We start from the raw sequence: 18050 nt of genomic DNA, 5'->3' as shown, positions 1-18050 counted from the left end.
GCCGGTTCTGTAGGGTGCGGCCATGTTCGCCGTTACCGCCACACAGACCGATCCCGACAACCCGCTCGCCGGCCTGACGCTGGGGGAGCACCCTGAGCCGAAGACGCCGGACGGCTGGACGACCGTCTCGGTACGCGCGGCCGCGCTCAACCACCACGACCTCTGGACGCTCAAGGGCGTCGGCATCCGCCAGGACCGGCTGCCGATCGTGCTCGGCTGCGACGCCTCCGGCGTGGACGAGGACGGCAACGAGGTCATCGTGCACGCCGTGATCGGCTCCGGCGCGGACGAGACGCTGGACCCGCGGCGCTCGCTGCTGTCGGAGGTGCACGACGGCACGTTCGCCGAGCGGGTGGCCGTGCCGCGCCGCAACCTGGTGCCCAAGCCGGCCGCGCTCAGCTTCGAGGAGGCCGCGTGCCTGCCGACGGCCTGGCTGACCGCCTACCGCATGCTGTTCGACAAGGCCGGGCTGCAGCCGGGCTCGACGGTCCTGGTGCAGGGCGCGGGCGGCGGCGTGGCCACCGCGCTGATCGCGCTCGGCCGGGCGGGCGGCTTCCGGGTCTGGGCGACCAGCCGTTCGGCGGACAAACGTGAGCGGGCCCTGCGGCTGGGCGCCGACCAGGTCTTCGAGAGCGGCGCGCGGCTGCCCGAGCGGGTCGACGCGGTCATGGAGACGGTCGGCCAGGCCACCTGGGACCATTCGCTCAAGTCGCTCAAGCCGGGCGGGCGCATCGTGGTCAGCGGCGCCACCAGCGGGGCAGTGCCGCCGGCCGACCTCAACCGGGTGTTCTTCCTGCAGCTCTCGGTGGTCGGCTCGACGATGGGGACGCGCGAGCAGCTTCAGCGGCTGGCGGTGTTCCTGGAGCAGACGGGTGTGCGGCCGGAGATCGACCGGACGTTGCCGCTGGCCGAGGCGCGTGACGGCTTCGCCGCCATGGCGGAGGGGGAGCTGTTCGGGAAGATCGTCTTCACCGTCTGATAAGTAACGGGTTACTTTTGCGGCGTCCGGTGATACCAAGGAAGGAGAGTTGTATCACCGGGAGGCCCGATCATGGACGTGGAGCCCTTCGGCCCGGGTTCGATGCACTGGGACACCGCGGGTGAATACCGCAACCTGCTGGTGGCCGGCAGCGCCCTGGTCCTGCAGACCATGCATCCGGCGGTGGGGGCGGCGGTCGCCGAGCACTCCACGTACAAGTCGGATCCGTGGGGGCGGCTCAACCGTACGCTGACGTCCGTACAGACCTGGGTGTACGGCGGAGAGGACGGCCCCGCCGAAGGGCGGCGGCTCAGGGAGATCCACCGCACGATCAGCGGCGTGGACGAGCGCGGCCGGCCCTACCACGCGCTGAACGCCGAGGCGTGGGCGTGGGTGCACCTGACGCTGTTCGAGCGGTTCGTCGCGCTCAACCGCCACTTCGGCACCCCGCTCACCGGTGCGGAGCAGCGCCGGCTCTACGCCGAGTCGCGGCAGCTCGGCCACATCCTGCGGGTGCCGGAGCGGGAGCTGCCGGCGGACCTGGAGGACTACTGGCGCTACTTCGACCGCATGGTGGCCGAGCGGCTGGAGCCGCATCCGACCGCGCTGGACGTGCTGTCGGCCATGCGGGGCGCGCCCGCGCCTCCGGGGCTGCCCGCCCCGCTGCGACGGCTGTGGACGCCGGTGGGAGCGGGCGCGGGCGAGTTCAGCCACTTCGTCACGGTCGGCACCCTGCCGCCCGCCGTGCGGGACAAGCTCGGCCTGCGCTGGACGGTCCGGGACGAGCGGCGGCTGCGGCGGGTCGGGCAGGCGGTCGCGGCGCTGACGCCGCGGTTGCCGGAACGGCTCAGGTACATGCCGATCGCCTACCGCGCCCGCAGGGCCGCCGCCCGCGCCGCCGCCGCATAACAGAGCCTGGCGTCCTCAGCGTCCTCAGCGTCCTCGGCGTCCTCAGCGTTCTCAGCGTTCGAGGATGTCGCGGATCCGGCGGGAGGCGTCGTCCAGCGCCGTCCGCAGGTCGTGCAGCTTCTCACCGGTCAGCCGGGCGTCGGACGCCTCCCTGCGCGCCTGCGCCACGAAGTCGGCCAGCAGCTCGCCCAGCTCCGCGTCGAGATCGGCGCGGGACGGCGGCGCGCCGCCCAGCGTGGACCAGATCTCGGTCCACATCCGGCGCCATTCCTTGGTCAGCCGCTCGCTCTCGCCCTGCCACTGGTGGGCGTGCTCCTGCCACTGCCGCAACTGCTCATCCCGCAGCCGCTGGAACTCCTCCTTCTGCCGCCGGCCGAAGCCGACCGGGTCCTCGCGGCCGCTGGTGCGCACGTCCTTGGCCATCCGGGTCAGCTCGTCGCGCAGGGACTTGACCGTCTCGCGTACGTCCTCCTTGACCTCGCGGGCGATGTCGCGCACGGAGGCGGAGATCTCCTCCTCCAGGTCGTCGAGCTCGTCGAGGCGGGCGTTGAGCTCCTCGCGGCCCTTGTCGGTGATGGAGAAGACCTTCTTGCCGTCGGCCACCTCGTGGGTGACCAGGCCCTCCTCCTCCAGCCGGGCCAGACGGGGGTAGATCGTGCCGGGGGAGGGCGAGTAGACGCCGAGGAAGCGGTCCTGGAGCAGCCGGATCACCTCGTAGCCGTGGCGCGGGCTCTCCTCCAGCAGCTTGAGCAGGTACAGCCGGAGCCGGCCGTGACCGAAGACAGGGCTCATTCCTTCTCCCCCTTGAGCAGTGCGACCTCGCCGGAGACCGTGGTCACCGTCACCGAGGCCATGCCGCCGCCGAGCCGCCCGGACACGGTCTTCATGCCGGGGCCGCTCGAGTCGGACAGTTCGTCGAACGTGCTGACCAGCCGCCCGGAGGTGGAGCGGATGGTGACGTCCGCGTCCACGTTGTCCGGCAGCCTGACCAGGATGTCACCGGAGACGCTGGTGAACGTCACATGTCCGGTGGGTCGCAGCGCCAGGTCGGCGGTGACGCGGCCGGAGACGGTGTTGGCCCTCAGCCGGCGCGGCGTGCCGTCGGCCACCGTCAGGTCGCCGGAGACGCTGTTGAACGACAGATCGCCCTCCATCGCCCGGCTCTCGACCGGCCCGGAGACGGTGTTGGCGTTGACCTCGCCGCTCACCCCGTCGAGCACGATCTCCGCCGACACGCCTTTGACGCGCGTGGACCGCTCGAAGCCGGCCACGACGGCGGGCGCCGACACGACGCCCGCGCTCACCCGGCACGACTTCGGGACGGCGATGGACAGCACGGTCCTGCGCCGGTCGGGGCGCAGCCAGCCGAGCAGGCCGTCCCAGGTGAGGTCCTTGTAGGCGACGGTGAGCGAGCGCGTGTCCTCGTCGTAGGTCACGATGAGCGGCGAGACCGAGTCGATCTCGGCCACCTCCAGCGTCGGTGGGCCCTCGCTGGCGAGCACCGCCAGCCGGCCCGCGACGATGCGCACGTCGAGCGATTCCACGGCGCCGAAGGTCAGCTGCTCCGGCGATTCGACGGTCCACTGCTGCATGCTTCCGCCCTTCTGGCAACACCTCGTATGTGAACACGATATGTCGCGTTCGGCGGAAACTCAAGATGTATCGCGTTTTCCGGTGTTATTCGTCGTCCTCGTCGTCCAGCCGGGCCAGCCACGTGGCCAGCCGCTCCACCGGGGTCTCGAACTCGGGGTTGAGGTCCACGAACTCGCGCAGCCGCTCACCCAGCCACAGCAGGCTGACCTCCTCCTCGCCCCGGCGCTCGACCAGCTCCTCGATCCCCCGGTCGGTGAAGTACATCGCTCTCCATCCCGTCATCCCTACGCTCACTGCGTCTCGCCCGAACTCTAGCCCCTGGCCAGCACGGATCCGGAAACGGCGGATGCCGGTGGCCCAGAAGGACCACCGGCATCCGACGAACGACCCCGATCAGGCGAAGACCTGGCGCAGGATCTCCTCCAGCTCCGTGTCGTGCGCGTTGTGCGAGCCCGAGGCCGGCGAGCTGTTGGGCGTGCGGGAGACCCGACGCACCGGCCGGCCGCCCAACGCCTGCGGGTCCTCGGCCAGCTTGAGCGTCAGGTAGGGCCACGGACCCATGTTGACCGGCTCGTCCTGCGCCCAGACCAGCTCGACCTGGCTGCCGTAGCGGCCCAGCTCGGCCGCCAGCTCCTCACCCGGGAACGGGTAGAGGCGCTCCAGCCGGACCAGCGCCACGTCGTCGCGGCCCAGCTTGCCGCGCTCGGCCAGCAGCTCGTAGTAGAGCTTGCCGGAGCACATCACCACGCGGGTGACCTTCGACGGGTCCACCCCCGTGTCGCTGAGCACCGGCTGGAAGGTGCCCGAGGTGAAGTCGGACGCCTTCGACGTGGCCGCCTTGTGGCGCAGCAGCCACTTCGGCGTGAAGACCACCAGCGGCTTGTGCCGCTGCGACTCCACCTGCCAGCGCAGCAGGTGGAAGTAGTTGGCCGGGGTGGTGGGCTGCGCGACGGTCATGTTGTCCAGCGCGCAGACCTGCAGGAACCGCTCGATGCGGGCCGAGGAGTGGTCGGGGCCCTGGCCCTCGTAGCCGTGCGGCAGCAGCAGCGTGACCGAGGACTTCTGGCCCCACTTCTGCTCACCGGACGAGATGAACTCGTCGATGATCGTCTGGGCGCCGTTGACGAAGTCGCCGAACTGCGCCTCCCAGCACACCAGGGCGTCGGGGCGTACGACGCTGTAGCCGTACTCGAAGCCGAGCGCCGCGAACTCGCTGAGCAGCGAGTCGTAGACGTAGAACTTCGTGGTGCCCTCGTTGAAGCTCTTGAGCGGCGTGTGGTCGGCGCCGGTCATGCGGTCGACCAGCACCGCGTGCCGCTGCGTGAACGTGCCGCGCCGGGAGTCCTGGCCGACCAGGCGGACCGGGTGGCCGTCGAGCAGCAGCGAGCCGAAGGCCAGCGTCTCGCCCATCGCCCAGTCGATCGCGTCCTGCTCGACCATCTGACCGCGGCGCTGCAGCACCGGCGCCAGGCGCGGGTGCGGCGTGAAACCGTCGGGCAGGTTGAGCTGGGTGTCGACGATGCGCTTGAGCGTCTCGTGGGTGATCGCCGTCGGCGTGTCGTCGTGCGACCACTTGACGACCTCGGTCGGCGGCACCCGCATCGCGGCCGCCTCCTGCGGCTTCTTCGCCGCCTCGCGGACCTCGGTGAACGCCTGCTCCAGCTTGGCCTGGTAGTCGCGCAGCGCCGACTCGGCCTCTTCGACCGTTATGTCGCCGCGGCCGATCAGGGCCTCGGTGTAGAGCTTGCGGGTCGAGCGCTTGGCGTCGATGAGGTCGTACATCAGCGGCTGGGTGAACGCCGGGTTGTCGCCCTCGTTGTGACCGCGGCGGCGGTAGCAGATGAGGTCGATGACGACGTCCTTGCGGAACGCCCGCCGGTATTCGTAGGCGAGCTGTCCGACGCGGACCACGGCCTCGGGGTCGTCGCCGTTGACGTGGAAGATCGGCGCCTGGATCATCCGCGCCACGTCGGTCGCGTAGACCGACGAGCGGGACGAGGCCGGCGAGGTCGTGAAGCCGACCTGGTTGTTGACCACCACGTGCACGGTGCCGCCGGTGCGGTAGCCGCGCAGCTGCGACAGGTTGAGCGTCTCGGCCACGACGCCCTGGCCGGCGAAGGCCGCGTCGCCGTGGACGAGCACGGGCAGGACGGTGAAGCCCTCCTCGCCGCGCTCGATGAGGTCCTGCTTGGCGCGTACGACGCCCTCCAGGACCGGGTTGACGGCCTCCAGGTGGGAGGGGTTGGCCACCACGGACGCCGTGATGGTCCTGCCGCTCGGCGCGGTGAACGTGCCGGTGGCGCCCAGGTGGTACTTGACGTCGCCCGACCCGTGCGCGGTGCGCGGGTCGATGTTGCCCTCGAACTCGCCGAAGATCTGCGCGTAGGACTTGCCCACGATGTTGGCCAGCACGTTGAGCCGGCCGCGGTGGGCCATGCCGATGACGACCTCGTCGAGGTCCTCGTCGGCGGCGTCGCTGATCACCGAGTCGAGCAGCGGGATCAGGGACTCGCCGCCCTCCAGCGAGAAACGCTTCTGGCCGACGAACTTCGTCTGCAGGAACGTCTCGAACGCCTCGGCGGTGTTGAGCCGCGACAGGATGTTGAGCTGCTCGTCGCGCTCCGGCGACTTGTGCGGCTTCTCCACCCGCGCCTGGATCCAGGCCCGCTCCTCGGGGTTCTGGATGTGCATGTACTCGATGCCGACCGTGCGGCAGTAGGAGTCGCGCAGCACGCCGAGGATGTCGCGCAGCTTCATCAGCGGCTTGCCGCCGAAGCCGCCGGTGGCGAACTCCCGCTCCAGGTCCCACAGCGTCAGGCCGTGCGACTGGATGTCGAGGTCGGGGTGCTTGCGCTGTTTGTACTCGAGCGGATCGGTCTCGGCCATGAGGTGGCCGCGCACGCGGTAGGCGTGGATCAGCTCTATCACCCTGGCGGACTTGGCCACGTCGTCGTCGTGGGTGGCCGAGATGTCCTGGACCCAGCGCACCGGCTCGTACGGGATGCGCAGCGCCTCGAAGATCTCGTCGTAGAAGCCGTCCTCGCCGAGCAGCAGCCGGTGGATCTGGCGCAGGAAGTCGCCCGACTGGGCGCCCTGGATGATCCGGTGGTCGTAGGTGCTGGTCAGCGTCATGACCTTGGAGACGGCCAGGCGCGACAGGGTCTCGGGGGAGGCGCCCTGGTATTCGGCCGGGTATTCCATCGCGCCGACGCCGATGATGGTGCCCTGGCCGGGCATCAGGCGCGGGACGGAGTGGACCGTGCCGATCGTGCCGGGGTTGGTCAGCGAGATCGTGGTGCCGGCGAAGTCGTCGACGCCGAGCTTGCCGCCGCGCGCCTTGCGCACGACGTCCTCGTAGGCCATCCAGAACTGCCGGAAGTCCATCTCCTCCGCGCCCTTGATGGAGGGCACGAGGAGCTGGCGATCGCCGTTGCTCTTCTGGACGTCGATCGCCAGGCCGAAGCCGACGTGCTCCGGCTTGACCAGCGTCGGCTTGCCGTCGACCTCCGCGTAGGAGTAGTTCATCTCCGGCATGGCCCGCAGCGCCTTGACGATCGCGAAACCGATCAGGTGCGTGAAGGAGACCTTTCCGCCGCGGCCCCGCTTGAGGTGATTGTTGATCACGATGCGGTTGTCGATGAGCAGCTTCGCCGGGATGGCGCGCACGCTGGTCGCCGTCGGGACCGACAGTGACAGGTCCATGTTGGCCGCGGTGCGAGCCGCGGCGCCGCGCAGCCTGACCTCCTCGGCGTCCTTGGGCACCGGGGTGGCCGGCTGCTTCGGCTTCTCGGGCGCGGCGGGAGCCTTTGCCGCGGCCGGAGCCGTCACCGTCGTTTTTGCGGGTGCGGGGGCGGGCGCGGTCGTAGTGCCGTTCGCCGCCTCCCTGACCGGGGTTCGGCCCGGCCCGTAATCAGGGTTGTAGTCAGCGAAGAAGTTCCACCAGGCCTTGTCTACCGACTCGGGGTCCTGGAGGTACTTCTGGTACAGCTCGTCGACAAGCCACTCGTTCTGACCGAAGCTTGCCAGCGGGTTTGTCCGCGACGACTCAGACGACACGGCGGAAATCGCCCTCTTCCGCAGATCGGCGTTGATGTTAGAGAACCTGTCCAAGGCTACTCGCCCGGACTGGCAGTACGTGCCGAAGAGCGCGTGCCGCCTCGAACGATCCTCTCAGGACCGTGCAAAGAGGTCACGCCCCCCCTTGCCAATCCGGGTGGCGCTGGGGATTGTTACTGTTTGATATCAACACCGGGGCGGCAGGTTTAGTTCCGCGAGGACAACAGTCTGGTGGCGATCCGGACACCCGGCGACAGCTCCGCCAGCAGATCGGCCAGCTCCTCGCCGGCCTCCTTCAGCTCCTCCAGAGTCATCGGCTCCAGCCGCTCCAGCAGGAAGATGGCGTTGACCGTCTCCTCGGTGAGCCGGGTGCGGACCCCCTGGCGCCAGTTCCATCTGCGGCAGGTGACGCCGAGGTCGTCGCGCCAGATCACCTCGCCGGGCTCCGGCGTGCCGAGCGCCTCCTCCGAAGGCTCGTCGCCGGCCGCGCGCAGCAGTCGCGCCGGGCCGGAGTAGCGGTCGAGGTCCTCGCCGCCGATCGGCAGCGCGTGCTTGACGCTGATCGTGTTGTAGGCGTCGACCGCCTGGTTGATCTCCGGCAGCGGCATGCGCCGGGTGAGCGCGTCGACCGAGGGCCGGGTGCGCTGCGGCTTGGCGCCGAACGCGCGGTAGGCGTCCTTCCAGGCGTCGATCTTCGCGGGCTGCGCCTCCGCCTCGGCCGCCGCCGCCAGCCAGGCGCGGGAGCGGTCGTCCGTGGGGCCGTTGGTCAGCCCGTGCGCGGTCATGACCAGCACGGCGAAGTCGGGACGGAGTTCGTGGACGGCGTCGTCCACCCAGATGTCGTCGAGCACGTGCCCAAGTTTACGAGGGCGGCAATCTGCAAAATTCACTTTGCAAAATTGTCTTTGCGGTCTACCGTGGTCGGTATGGAGGAGCAGTACAGGATCAGTGACCCGCGGGTGCTCAAGGCCGTCGCCCACCCGCTGCGCGTGCGCCTGCTCGGCCTGCTGCGCAGCGACGGCCCGGCCACCGCCAGCGAGCTGGCCCGCAAGGTGGGCGAGAGCTCCGGCTCGACCAGCTACCACCTGCGCGAGCTGTTCAAGTTCGGCTTCGTCGAGGAGGACGACGAGCGGCGCGACGGCCGCGAGCGGCGCTGGCGCTCCCGTCACGTCTACACCTCGTGGGACGCCGCCGAGATGAGCGCCACGCCCGAGGGCCGCGAGGCGGTCCGGATCATGCATGCGCGCCAGGCCGAGATGGTCGGCCGGATGCTGGGGGAGTTCGACCTCGCGGACTGGCCGCGGGAATGGGTGGACGTCGCCGGCATGAGCGACCACATCCTCACGCTGCCCCCCGCCGCGCTCCGGGAGTTCGCCGACCGCGCCGAGGCGCTGGTGCGCGAGCTCGCCGACCGCCACGCCGGCGACCCCGACGCCAGGCAGGTGCAGGTCTGGTACGGCGCCGTCCCCCGCTCTCCCGGACAGGAGGCATCATGACCGCCCGCTCGGCCTTACGCCGTTACCTGCTCGTCTGCTTCCTGACCTGGCTGCCGCTCGGCCTGATGATGTCCTCGCAGGTCCTGCTCATGACCGAGCGAGGGCTCGGGCTGCCCGAGATCGGCCTGGCGGTGACCGTGTTCTCCGTCGTCACCGTGAGCCTGGAGCTGCCCACCGGAGGGCTGGCCGACGTCGTCGGGCGGCGCGGGGTGCTGGCCGCCTCGGCCGCGTTCCTCACGGCGGGCCTCGCGCTGATGAGCGTGGCCACGACGTTGTGGGCGTTCCTGGTCGTCAGCGTGCTTAAGGGCGTGGCGCGGGCGCTGTCCAGCGGCCCGGCCACCTCCTGGTACGTCGACACCCTGCACCGCGTCGAGGGCCGCGACGCCGACCTCAAGCCGGGCCTGGCCAGGGGCGGCGCCATGGAGTCCGCGGCCCTGTGCGTCGGCGTGCTGGCCGGCGGCGTCCTGCCGACCGTGGTGCCGCCGGGGCTGATGTTCCCGCTGGCGGCGCCGAGCCTGGTCGCCGCGGTGGCCGCGGCGCTGCTGCTGGCCGTGGTCCTCGTGGCGCTGCCCGAGCCGCCCCGCGAGCGGACCTCGCCGGTCAGCGTGCTGCGCGGGGTGCCCGCCACGATCGCCGGCGGGCTGCGGATGGCGGCCCGGGGCGCGCTGCTGCGCCGGCTCATGCTGGCCGCGGTGTGCTCCGGCGTCATGCTGACCGCCATCGAGCTGCTGACGCCCGGCCGGCTGGCCGAGCTGGCCGGCTCGGCGGAGGAGGGGAGCTTCGCCTACGCCGTCGTCGCCGCGCTCGGCTTCGCGGGCAGCGCGGCGGGCAGCGCGCTCGCGCCCCGCGCGGCCCGCATGGCGGGGAGCTCGGCCAGGGGCGCGATCGTGGGCGCGGTGGTGTGCGGGCTCTCGGTCGCCACCCTGGCCGCCACGTCGGACCTCGGCGGGACCGCCGGCCTGGTGAGCGCCGCGGTGGCGTACGTGGTGCTGTTCGCCGGGCTCGCGGTGACCTCCGTGCTGTCGCTGGAGCTGACGCACAACGCGGTCACCGCGGCCGAGCGCACCACCCTGACCTCGATCTCCTCGCTGTCCCTGCAGTCCGGCGGGGTCGCGGCCAACCTCACGCTCGGCGCGCTGGCCGCCCAGGCGGGCCTCGCCGCCGCCTGGACCGTGGCCGCCGCGATCACCCTGGTCTCGGCGCTGCTGTTCGTACGGCTGCCGGTGCTCACACGCTCCAGTCCAGCTCCGGCCCCACAGGTACGATCCGGCTCGGATTGATCCCGGTCTGCGTCATGAAGTAGTGGCGCTTGATGTGGTCGAAGTCCGTGGTCTCGCCGAAGGCCGGGATGGCGTGCAGGCGGCGGGCGTAGGCCCACAGCGCCGGATAGTCGGTCAGCCGCCGCACCATGCACTTGAAGTGCGGGTAGTAGACGGTGTCGAACCTGGCGAGCGTGGTGTAGAGACGTACGTCGCTGTCGGTGAGCGTGTCGAAGAGGTAGGCGGACTCGGCCAGGCGCACCTCCAGGTGGTCGAGGGTGGTGAACACCCGCGCCACGGCCTCCTCGTACGCCTGCTGGTCCCGGGCGAAGCCCGCCTCGTAGACCGCGTTGTTGAGCCCGTGGTAGAGGCGGTCGTTCATGATCTCGATGTCGGGGCGCAGGCGCTCGGGATAGAGGTCGGGCGAGGTGCCCCACGACATCTCCAGGTCGAGCGTGATCTGGGGAAAGTCGTTGGTGACCAGGCGCTTCTCGTGGGTGTCCCAGATGCACGGGACGGTGTAGCGGCCGGTGTAGCCGGGGTCGGTGGCGTGGTAGAGCTCCGACAGGTATTCGGGGTCCCCGCCGGGGATCCGCCAGCCCTTCTCGTCCCTGATCGGATCGACGATCGTGACGTCCAGCAGGTCCTCCAGGCCAAGCAGCCGCCTGACGATCAGCACCCGGTGCGCCCACGGGCAGGCGTAGGAGGCGTAGAGGCGGTAGCGGCCCGGCTCCGGCGGGCCGAGGCGGTCGGTGAAGCGGTTGGGCTGCCGGACGAAGCGGCCATCGCCCGAGATCTCGCGGCTCGGCTTCATGGTCCCAGTAGAACATGATTCGGATCCAGAACCTCGTTCGGGCAGAATCCAGTCCATGACGAAATTCGTGGTGACCCCTGCCAGCCGGGCGCAGCGGGAGGCGTGGACGGGCGGGGCGATCCCCGACGTGGAGCGGGTGCGGCCGGGGCTGTGGTCCATCCCCGTGCCGATCCCCGTCAATCCCTTGCGGTACGTGCTCGTCTACGCCCTGGAGCTGCCGGACGGCGTCGCGATCGTGGACGCCGGCTGGGACACCGACGAGGCGTACGAGGCGCTGTGCTCCGGCCTGCGCGTGGCCGGATACGCGATCACCGACGTCAAGGGCGTGCTCGTCACCCACATCCACCCCGACCACTACGGCCTGGCCGGCCGGGTCCGCGAGGCGTCCGGGGCGTGGATCGCCCTGCACCCCGCCGACGCCGGCCTGCTGCGCGAACGCTACGACGACGAGGCGATCGACGGCCTCGTACGCCGTGAGCGGGCGCTGCTGGAACGCTGCGGCGTGCCCGCGGCGACGCTGGACGAGCTGGCCGGCGCGTCGATGATGATCCGCCACATGGTCTCCATGGCCCGCCCCGACCGGCTCGTCGAGGACGGCGACGACCTGGGCCTGCCCGGCTGGGACCTGCGCGCCATCTGGACGCCCGGCCACTCGCCGGGCCATCTGTGCTTCGTCTCGCCGGAGCGGCGGGTGCTGTTCTCCGGCGACCACGTGCTGGCGAAGATCACCCCCATGGTGGCCGTGCATCCGCAGTCGCCGCCCAACCCGCTCGCCGACTACCTCGACTCCCTGGCCGCCGTGGGCGGGCTGGAGGTGGACGAGGTGCTGCCCGCCCACGAGTACCGCTTCCTGGAGCTGGGAGCGCGGGTGGACAGCGTGCTCGCCCACCACGAGGAGCGGCTGGCCGAGATCGAGCGGGTGGTCGCCGGGCACGACGGCGTCACCTGCTGGGACACCGCGACGCGGCTCACCTGGTCGCGGCCCTGGGAGTCGATCCCGCCGTTCATGCGGCGCTCGGCCAACAACGAGACGCTGGCGCACCTGGTGTGGCTGGAGGCCAAGGGACGGGTACGGCGCGCGCCGGGAGAGCCCGACCTCTGGCATCCGCAGTGACCGGTGGCGGCGGGCTCCTGGCGGGTTATGGTACTCGTACTAGAACGTTGTTCTCCTGCCATGGAGGTTCCATGCTTCGGTTCGATGACAGGGTCGCGATCGTCACAGGGGCCGGGCACGGCCTCGGCAGGTCGCACGCGCTCCTGCTGGCCGAGCGGGGCGCCAAGGTCGTCGTCAACGACCTCGGGGGCGCGCTCGACGGCACGGGGGCCTCCGCGGGTCCCGCCGCGGAGGTGGCCGAGCTCATCAACAAGAACGGCGGCCAGGCCATCGCCAACGCCGGCAACATCGCCACCCCCGAGGGTGCGCGGGCCGTCGTGGACGCGGCTGTGGACGCGTTCGGCAAGGTCGACATCGTCATCAACAACGCGGGCATCCTGCGGGACAAGTCGTTCGGCAAGATGACGGTCGAGGAGTTCGACGCGGTCCTGGCCGTGCACGTGCGCGGCTCGTTCCTGGTCAGCCTCGCCGCCTACCCGATCATGAAGGCCGCCGGCTACGGCCGCGTGGTCAACACCTCCAGCCCCGCCGGCCTGTTCGGCAACTTCGGCCAGGCCAACTACTCCACGGCCAAGATGGGCCTGGTCGGGCTCACCAAGACGCTCGGCATCGAGGGCGCGCGCAGCGGCATCAGGGCCAACGCCATCGCCCCGGTCGCCTGGACCCGGATGACCGAGTCGCTGCTGCCGGCCGAGTTCGAGGCCAAGTTCACGCCGGAGCGGGTGAGCGCGCTGGTCGCGTATCTGGTGCACGACTCCTGCGAGGTCAGCGGCGAGGTGTTCACGGTCGGCGCGGGGCGGGTGGCGCGGGTGTTCGTGGCCGAGGGGCCGGGCTGGAAGACCGACGACATCTCGCCGGAGGCGATCGCGGACAACTGGGAGTCGATCATGGCTGAGCAGCCGTACGTGCTGTCGGCCGGCGACTCGATGAAGGCGATGCTCTAGGCGTACGCGCTTCCAGGAAAGCCGGTCCCCACGCGGGGACCGGCTTTCTGCATGTACGGCAACAACGACCACTTTGTTCGGTCATCGACGGAAGTCAGCCTAGTTCGGTCGATATGCCCTCTTGATTTGCCACATGCCTGACCTTATTGTCGGCGGCATGACCCCCCAGCCGGGCTCCGCCGGCGACGTGCTGACGCTCATCAGCGCCGGCTCGGCGACGACCCGTTCCGACCTCGCGAGGCTCACCGGCCTCGCCCGGTCCACGATCTCCCAGCGTGTGGACGCGCTCATCGAGCGCGGCCTGGTCGAGGAGAGCGAGAGCGGCGAGTCCACGGGTGGTCGGCCGCCGCGTCAGCTCCGCCTGCACGCCGAGGACCACGCTTTCGCCGGCGTCGACCTCGGGGCCACGCACTGCCGGGTCGCGCTCATGGACATCTCCGGGCAGGTGCTCGCCGAGTGCGAGGACCCGCTGCTCATCGGCGAAGGCCCGGAGAACGTGCTCGCCCACGTCGATCAGCGGCTCGACCGGCTGCTCGGCGAGGCGGGCCGGACCCGGCCCATGCTCCGCGCGATCGGCATCGGCGTGCCGGGGCCGGTCGAGTTCGCCACCGGGCGGCCGAACAACCCGCCGATCATGCCGGGCTGGAACGACTACCCCGTCCCCGAATACTTCGGCGGCGTCAGCGTCCTCGTCGACAACGACGTCAACGTGATGGCGCTCGGCGAGCACCGCCACTCCTTCCCGGAGACCAGGCACCTGCTGTTCGTCAAGGTCGGCACCGGCATCGGCTGCGGCATCGTGGCCGACGGCAAGCTGCACCGCGGCGCCCAGGGCTCGGCCGGCGACATCGGCCACATCCGGGTGAGCGGCCACGAGGACGCCGGTTGCCGCTGCGGCAACAGCGCCTGCCTGGAGGCCGTGGCCGGCGGCGCCGCCATCGCCCGCAAACTCGCCGAGCTGGGCCTGCCGGCCGAGAGCGGCGCCGACGTGGTGGCGCTCGTCCAGGCCGGCGACACGCAGGCGCTGCGCCTGGTCAGGGAGGCCGGCCGGCACATCGGCGAGGTCCTGGCCGGTCTGGTCAACTTCTTCAACCCCGAGGTCATCGTCATCGGCGGTGCGCTGTCGCGGGTGCACGAACATCTGCTGGCCGGCATCAGGGAGACGGTCTACCGCCGCTCGCTGCCGCTCGCCACGCACCACCTGTCCATCACGCCGAGCCGCACCGGGATCGACGCGGCCGCTCTCGGGGCGGGCCTGCTCGCCATCGAGCACTACCTCTCACCCGAGAACATCAACCGCATCGTCAGCGCCTGACCACCGGGCCGACAGACAAGGACCCCCCCGATGCTGGTGATCAAGGGCATCGTCAAACAGTTTCCGGGCGTACGCGCGCTGGACGGCGTCGATCTCGACGTACGGGCCGGCGAGGTGCACTGCCTGCTCGGCCAGAACGGGGCGGGGAAGTCCACCCTGATCAAGGTCCTGGCCGGCGCGCACCAGCCGGACGAGGGCACCATCGTCTTCAACGGCGAGCAGGTGCGCCCCGCCAGCCCCATCGACGCCATCAGGCTCGGCATCGCCACCATCTACCAGGAGCTCGACCTGGTCGACGGGCTCAGCGTGGCCGAGAACATCTTCCTCGGCCACGAGCCCGCCAAGCTCGGCTTCGTCAACCGCGCGGCGGCCGGCAAGGCGGCCCGCGAGGTGCTCGAACGCCTCGGCCACGGCGAGATCCGGCCGTCCGCCGAGGTGGGCCGGCTGTCCCCGGCGGCCAAGCAGGTCGTGTCGATGGCGCGGGCGCTCTCCCACGACGCCCGGCTCATCATCATGGACGAGCCGTCGGCCGCCCTCGCCCACGACGAGGTCGCCAACCTCTTCAGGATCATCCGCGAGCTGACCGCCCAGGGCGTCGCCGTCGTCTACATCTCCCACCGCCTGGAGGAGATCCGCGAGATCGGCGACCGGGTGACGGTGCTGAAGGACGGCCGTACGGTCGCCGTCGGCCTGGCCGCCCGCGACACGCCCACCACGCAGATCGTCTCCCTCATGACCGGCCGCAACGTCGAGTACGTCTTCCCGCCGCGCGGCGGGCGCACGTTCGGCGAGGAGGTGCTGCGGGTGGAGAACCTGACCGCGCCGGGCGTCTTCTCCGACGTGTCGTTCTCGGTACGGGCGGGGGAGATCGTGGGGCTGGCCGGGCTCGTCGGCTCGGGCCGCTCGGAGATCCTGGAGGCCGTCTACGGAGCCCGCTCCGCCACCGGTCGCGTGCTGCTCGACGGGCGGCCGGCGGGGCGCGGCGTGGTCGGCGCCGTACGGCGCGGCATGGGGCTCGCCCCCGAGGAGCGCAAGGCCCAGGCCCTGCTCCTCGACCAGAGCGTCACCGCCAACATCACGCTCGGCAGCCTGCCTGGCTTCGCCAGGTTCGGCTGGCTCGACCGCAAGAGGGAACGGGCCGAGGCCAAGCGCCTGTCCGAGATGCTGGACATCCGGCCACCCGACCCCGAACGCCCGATCCGCACCCTGTCGGGCGGCAACCAGCAGAAGGCCGTGCTGGCCCGCTGGCTGCTCGGCGGGCGCAAGCTCCTGCTGCTCGACGAGCCCACCCGCGGCGTGGACGTGGGCGCGCGGGCCGAGCTCTACGCCGTCATCCACGACCTGGCCGAACGCGGCATCGGCGTGCTCCTGGTCTCCAGCGAGGTGCCCGAGGTGCTGGGCCTGGCCGACCGGGTGCTGGTGCTGCGCGAGGGGTCGGTCATCCACGAGGGCGACGCCGCGGAGCTCGACGAGCACCGCGTACTGGACATGATCATGAATGGGAGGGCGGCCTGATGAGCGAGCCCACGACGGACCGCCGCGCGGCGGGGGTGGCGGCGCTCGCGCCCGCACGCCGCCTGGGCGAGATGCGCCACCTCGGACTGCTGGTGGCGCTGGCGATCCTGGTGGTGATCGGCCTGGTGACCCGGCCGGAGAACTTCGCCACCGCGTCCAACCTGGTCAGCATCCTGTCGCTGGCCGCCACGATCGGCGTCATCACGGTCGGCGCGACGTTCGTCATCATCGGCGGCGGCATCGACCTGTCGGTGGGCGCGGTCATGGCGCTGGCCTCGGTCTGGGCGACGACGCTGGCCACGCAGGCGTACGGGCCATGGGTCATGGCCATCTGCGCGATCCTCGTCGGCACCGGGGCCGGGCTGGTCAGCGGATGGCTGATCGCCTACGGGCGGCTGGTGCCGTTCATCGCCACGCTGGCCATGCTCGTGGCCGCGCGCGGCCTGGCCCAGCGCATGTCGGACCGCAGGACGCAGCTCGTCCAGCCCGAGAACGCCGCCCTCGTCGACCTGTCGACCACGCGGGTGCTCGGCGTCCCGCTGCTGGTCTACATCTTCGCCCTGGTCGTGGCGCTCGGATGGGTGGTGCTCAACCGCACCACGTTCGGGCGGCGGACGTACGCGGTGGGCGGCAACCCCGAGGCGGCCCGCCTGGCCGGCATCGACGTGCGCCGGCACACCATGCTGCTCTACGCTCTGTCCGGGCTGTGCTGCGGCATCGCCGCCATCCTCATCATGGCCAGGACCACCACAGGCTCGTCCACGCACGGCGATCTGTACGAGCTGGACGCCATCGCCGCCGTGATCATCGGCGGCACGCTGCTCACCGGGGGCCGGGGGACGATCATCGGCTCGATCCTGGGCCTGCTGATCTTCACCCTCATCACCAACCTGTTCATCCTCAACGGCCTCGACACCAGCGACCAGCTGATCGCGAAGGGCCTGATCATCGTCGTCGCCGTCCTTCTCCAGCGGCGGAACCTGAAGGAGAGATCCACATGAGTGAGAACGTCGCGCGCAGGGGATTCCTCGTCGGCGGGCTCGGCGGAGCCGCACTGCTCGCCGCCGGCTGCACCAGCAACGAGCCCGCAGCGGCGCCCAGCAGCGCCGCGGCGGCCCCCGCCCCCGCCGCGAGCGGCAACGACCAGCCCGGCACCAAGGTCACCATCGGCTTCTCGGCGCCGGCGGCGGACCACGGCTGGATCGCCGCGATCGCCAAGAACGCCGAGGCCACCGCCAAGCAGTACAGCGACGTCGACTTCAAGCCGGTCGAGCCGACCAACGACATCAACCAGCAGATCTCCGCGGTCGAGTCGCTGATCGCGCAGAAGGTGAACGCGCTGGTCATCCTGCCCAACGACGGCCAGCAGCTCAACCAGGTCGCCCTGCAGGCGACCGAGGCCGGCATCCCGGTGATCAACCTGGACCGCGTCTTCCCCGACAAGCTGGCCTACCGTACGTGGATCGGCGGCGACAACTACGGCATGGGCGTGGCGGCCGGCCACTTCATCGGCAAGCAGCTCAAGGACAAGGGCGTGTCGAACCCGGTGATCGTCGAGATCCAGGGCATCGCCACGCTGCCGCTCACCCAGGACCGCAGCAAGGGCTTCGCCGACGCGCTGAAGACCTACGGGTTCAGCGTGACGGCGAAGCAGGACGCCAAGTTCACGGTGGAGACCGGCAACCAGGTGGCGACGTCGCTGCTGCAGGCGCACAAGAAGATCGACGCCATGTGGAACCACGACGACGACCAGGGCGTGGGCGTGCTCGCCGCGATCAAGGAGGCGGGCCGCGACGAGTTCATCATGGTCGGCGGCGCCGGCTCGCTGAACGCGATGAAGGAGATCCAGTCGGGCACCTCGGTGCTCAAGGCGACCGTCACCTACAGCCCGACCATGGCCTCCTCGGCGATCAGGCTGGCCCGCTTGGTCGCGCAGGGGAAGGGGATGAGTGATCTCGTGGAGAACTCGGTTCCGCAGTCCATCACGCTCGCTTCCGAGACCATCACCAAGGACAACGTCGACAAATACCTGGAACTCGGCTTCGAATCCTGATCG

The 18050-nt window shown here is 70.7% G+C and carries 16 protein-coding genes; 10 read left to right on the top strand and 6 right to left on the bottom strand.

Features of this window, described 5'->3' with window-relative positions; genetic code table 11:
- The first annotated feature begins 22 nt into the window (after positions 1-22).
- Both BMW85_RS08010 and BMW85_RS08005 read left to right on the top strand, forming a co-directional pair.
- Complete coding sequence (locus BMW85_RS08010) at positions 23-979, top strand: zinc-binding dehydrogenase (RefSeq protein ID WP_091078736.1); 957 nt, start codon at positions 23-25, stop codon at positions 977-979.
- Positions 980-1051: 72 nt separating this feature from the next.
- Positions 1052-1888: an oxygenase MpaB family protein gene (locus tag BMW85_RS08005; RefSeq protein ID WP_091078734.1), complete on the top strand. Its 837-nt coding sequence runs from the start codon at positions 1052-1054 to the stop codon at positions 1886-1888.
- Positions 1889-1939: 51 nt separating this feature from the next.
- Here BMW85_RS08005 and BMW85_RS08000 read toward each other — a convergent pair whose 3' ends face one another.
- The 5 genes from BMW85_RS08000 to BMW85_RS07980 all read right to left on the bottom strand — a co-directional run bounded on the left by BMW85_RS08000 (position 1940) and on the right by BMW85_RS07980 (position 8388).
- A complete protein-coding gene (locus tag BMW85_RS08000) occupies positions 1940-2680 on the bottom strand; it encodes a PadR family transcriptional regulator (protein ID WP_091078732.1) in 741 nt (246 codons plus the stop codon).
- Positions 2677-3480 (bottom strand): DUF4097 family beta strand repeat-containing protein, encoded by an 804-nt coding sequence (locus BMW85_RS07995; protein ID WP_091078730.1) that lies wholly within the window; start codon positions 3478-3480, stop codon positions 2677-2679. The genes BMW85_RS08000 and BMW85_RS07995 overlap by 4 nt, the downstream gene beginning before the upstream one ends.
- An 85-nt stretch (positions 3481-3565) precedes the next feature.
- Entirely contained in the window at positions 3566-3745 is a 180-nt protein-coding gene (locus BMW85_RS07990; protein WP_020544136.1) for a DUF6104 family protein, read from the bottom strand.
- 129 nt (positions 3746-3874) lie between these two features.
- A complete protein-coding gene (locus BMW85_RS07985) occupies positions 3875-7537 on the bottom strand; it encodes a multifunctional oxoglutarate decarboxylase/oxoglutarate dehydrogenase thiamine pyrophosphate-binding subunit/dihydrolipoyllysine-residue succinyltransferase subunit (protein WP_091078727.1) in 3663 nt (1220 codons plus the stop codon).
- A gap of 206 nt (positions 7538-7743) precedes the next feature.
- A complete protein-coding gene (locus BMW85_RS07980) occupies positions 7744-8388 on the bottom strand; it encodes a B3/B4 domain-containing protein (RefSeq protein WP_091078725.1) in 645 nt (214 codons plus the stop codon).
- A 75-nt stretch (positions 8389-8463) separates the two neighbouring features.
- On the opposite strand from BMW85_RS07980, the gene BMW85_RS07975 reads away from it, so the two are divergent.
- Entirely contained in the window at positions 8464-9033 is a 570-nt protein-coding gene (locus BMW85_RS07975; protein ID WP_091078723.1) for a transcriptional regulator, read from the top strand.
- On the top strand, positions 9030-10313 hold the full coding sequence (locus tag BMW85_RS07970) for an MFS transporter (RefSeq protein WP_177240538.1): 1284 nt from the start codon (positions 9030-9032) through the stop codon (positions 10311-10313). Before BMW85_RS07975 ends, BMW85_RS07970 begins: the two co-directional genes overlap by 4 nt.
- Here the strand turns inward: BMW85_RS07970 and BMW85_RS07965 are convergent.
- Positions 10261-11106, bottom strand: a complete 846-nt coding sequence (locus tag BMW85_RS07965; RefSeq protein ID WP_091078719.1) for a glutathione S-transferase family protein — start codon at positions 11104-11106, stop codon at positions 10261-10263. The two genes, BMW85_RS07970 and BMW85_RS07965, sit on opposite strands and share 53 nt — an antisense overlap.
- A 55-nt stretch (positions 11107-11161) precedes the next feature.
- Here BMW85_RS07965 and BMW85_RS07960 point away from each other — a divergent pair, with 55 nt between their 5' ends.
- From BMW85_RS07960 to BMW85_RS07935, 6 genes are all read left to right on the top strand, one after another.
- Positions 11162-12220, top strand: a complete 1059-nt coding sequence (locus BMW85_RS07960) for an MBL fold metallo-hydrolase (RefSeq protein WP_091078716.1) — start codon at positions 11162-11164, stop codon at positions 12218-12220.
- A 71-nt stretch (positions 12221-12291) separates the two neighbouring features.
- Positions 12292-13164 (top strand): SDR family NAD(P)-dependent oxidoreductase, encoded by an 873-nt coding sequence (locus BMW85_RS07955; RefSeq protein ID WP_091078714.1) that lies wholly within the window; start codon positions 12292-12294, stop codon positions 13162-13164.
- Positions 13165-13321: 157 nt separating this feature from the next.
- A complete protein-coding gene (locus tag BMW85_RS07950) occupies positions 13322-14479 on the top strand; it encodes an ROK family transcriptional regulator (RefSeq protein ID WP_091078712.1) in 1158 nt (385 codons plus the stop codon).
- 30 nt (positions 14480-14509) lie between these two features.
- Positions 14510-15994: a sugar ABC transporter ATP-binding protein gene (locus tag BMW85_RS07945; protein WP_091078710.1), complete on the top strand. Its 1485-nt coding sequence runs from the start codon at positions 14510-14512 to the stop codon at positions 15992-15994.
- Positions 15994-16995: an ABC transporter permease gene (locus tag BMW85_RS07940; protein WP_091078707.1), complete on the top strand. Its 1002-nt coding sequence runs from the start codon at positions 15994-15996 to the stop codon at positions 16993-16995. Before BMW85_RS07945 ends, BMW85_RS07940 begins: the two co-directional genes overlap by 1 nt.
- Positions 16992-18047, top strand: a complete 1056-nt coding sequence (locus BMW85_RS07935) for an ABC transporter substrate-binding protein (RefSeq protein WP_091078705.1) — start codon at positions 16992-16994, stop codon at positions 18045-18047. Before BMW85_RS07940 ends, BMW85_RS07935 begins: the two co-directional genes overlap by 4 nt.
- Positions 18048-18050: the final 3 nt, after the last annotated feature.

This window comes from Nonomuraea wenchangensis (genome assembly GCF_900111685.1).
Lineage (GTDB): Bacteria > Actinomycetota > Actinomycetes > Streptosporangiales > Streptosporangiaceae > Nonomuraea > Nonomuraea wenchangensis.
This window is presented reverse-complemented; position numbering and strand designations above follow the sequence as displayed.

Excerpts from the sequence above, each read along its gene's own strand:
- BMW85_RS08010 (WP_091078736.1), top strand. The coding sequence starts at position 23 with ATGTTCGCCGTTACCGCCACACAGACCGATCCCGACAACCCGCTCGCC.
- BMW85_RS08005 (WP_091078734.1), top strand. The coding sequence starts at position 1,052 with ATGGACGTGGAGCCCTTCGGCCCGGGTTCGATGCACTGGGACACCGCG.
- BMW85_RS08000 (WP_091078732.1), bottom strand. The coding sequence starts at position 2,680 with ATGAGCCCTGTCTTCGGTCACGGCCGGCTCCGGCTGTACCTGCTCAAG.
- BMW85_RS07995 (WP_091078730.1), bottom strand. The coding sequence starts at position 3,480 with ATGCAGCAGTGGACCGTCGAATCGCCGGAGCAGCTGACCTTCGGCGCC.
- BMW85_RS07990 (WP_020544136.1), bottom strand. The coding sequence starts at position 3,745 with ATGTACTTCACCGACCGGGGGATCGAGGAGCTGGTCGAGCGCCGGGGC.
- BMW85_RS07975 (WP_091078723.1), top strand. The coding sequence starts at position 8,464 with ATGGAGGAGCAGTACAGGATCAGTGACCCGCGGGTGCTCAAGGCCGTC.
- BMW85_RS07970 (WP_177240538.1), top strand. The coding sequence starts at position 9,030 with ATGACCGCCCGCTCGGCCTTACGCCGTTACCTGCTCGTCTGCTTCCTG.
- BMW85_RS07965 (WP_091078719.1), bottom strand. The coding sequence starts at position 11,106 with ATGAAGCCGAGCCGCGAGATCTCGGGCGATGGCCGCTTCGTCCGGCAG.
- BMW85_RS07960 (WP_091078716.1), top strand. The coding sequence starts at position 11,162 with ATGACGAAATTCGTGGTGACCCCTGCCAGCCGGGCGCAGCGGGAGGCG.
- BMW85_RS07955 (WP_091078714.1), top strand. The coding sequence starts at position 12,292 with ATGCTTCGGTTCGATGACAGGGTCGCGATCGTCACAGGGGCCGGGCAC.
- BMW85_RS07950 (WP_091078712.1), top strand. The coding sequence starts at position 13,322 with ATGACCCCCCAGCCGGGCTCCGCCGGCGACGTGCTGACGCTCATCAGC.
- BMW85_RS07945 (WP_091078710.1), top strand. The coding sequence starts at position 14,510 with ATGCTGGTGATCAAGGGCATCGTCAAACAGTTTCCGGGCGTACGCGCG.
- BMW85_RS07940 (WP_091078707.1), top strand. The coding sequence starts at position 15,994 with ATGAGCGAGCCCACGACGGACCGCCGCGCGGCGGGGGTGGCGGCGCTC.
- BMW85_RS07935 (WP_091078705.1), top strand. The coding sequence starts at position 16,992 with ATGAGTGAGAACGTCGCGCGCAGGGGATTCCTCGTCGGCGGGCTCGGC.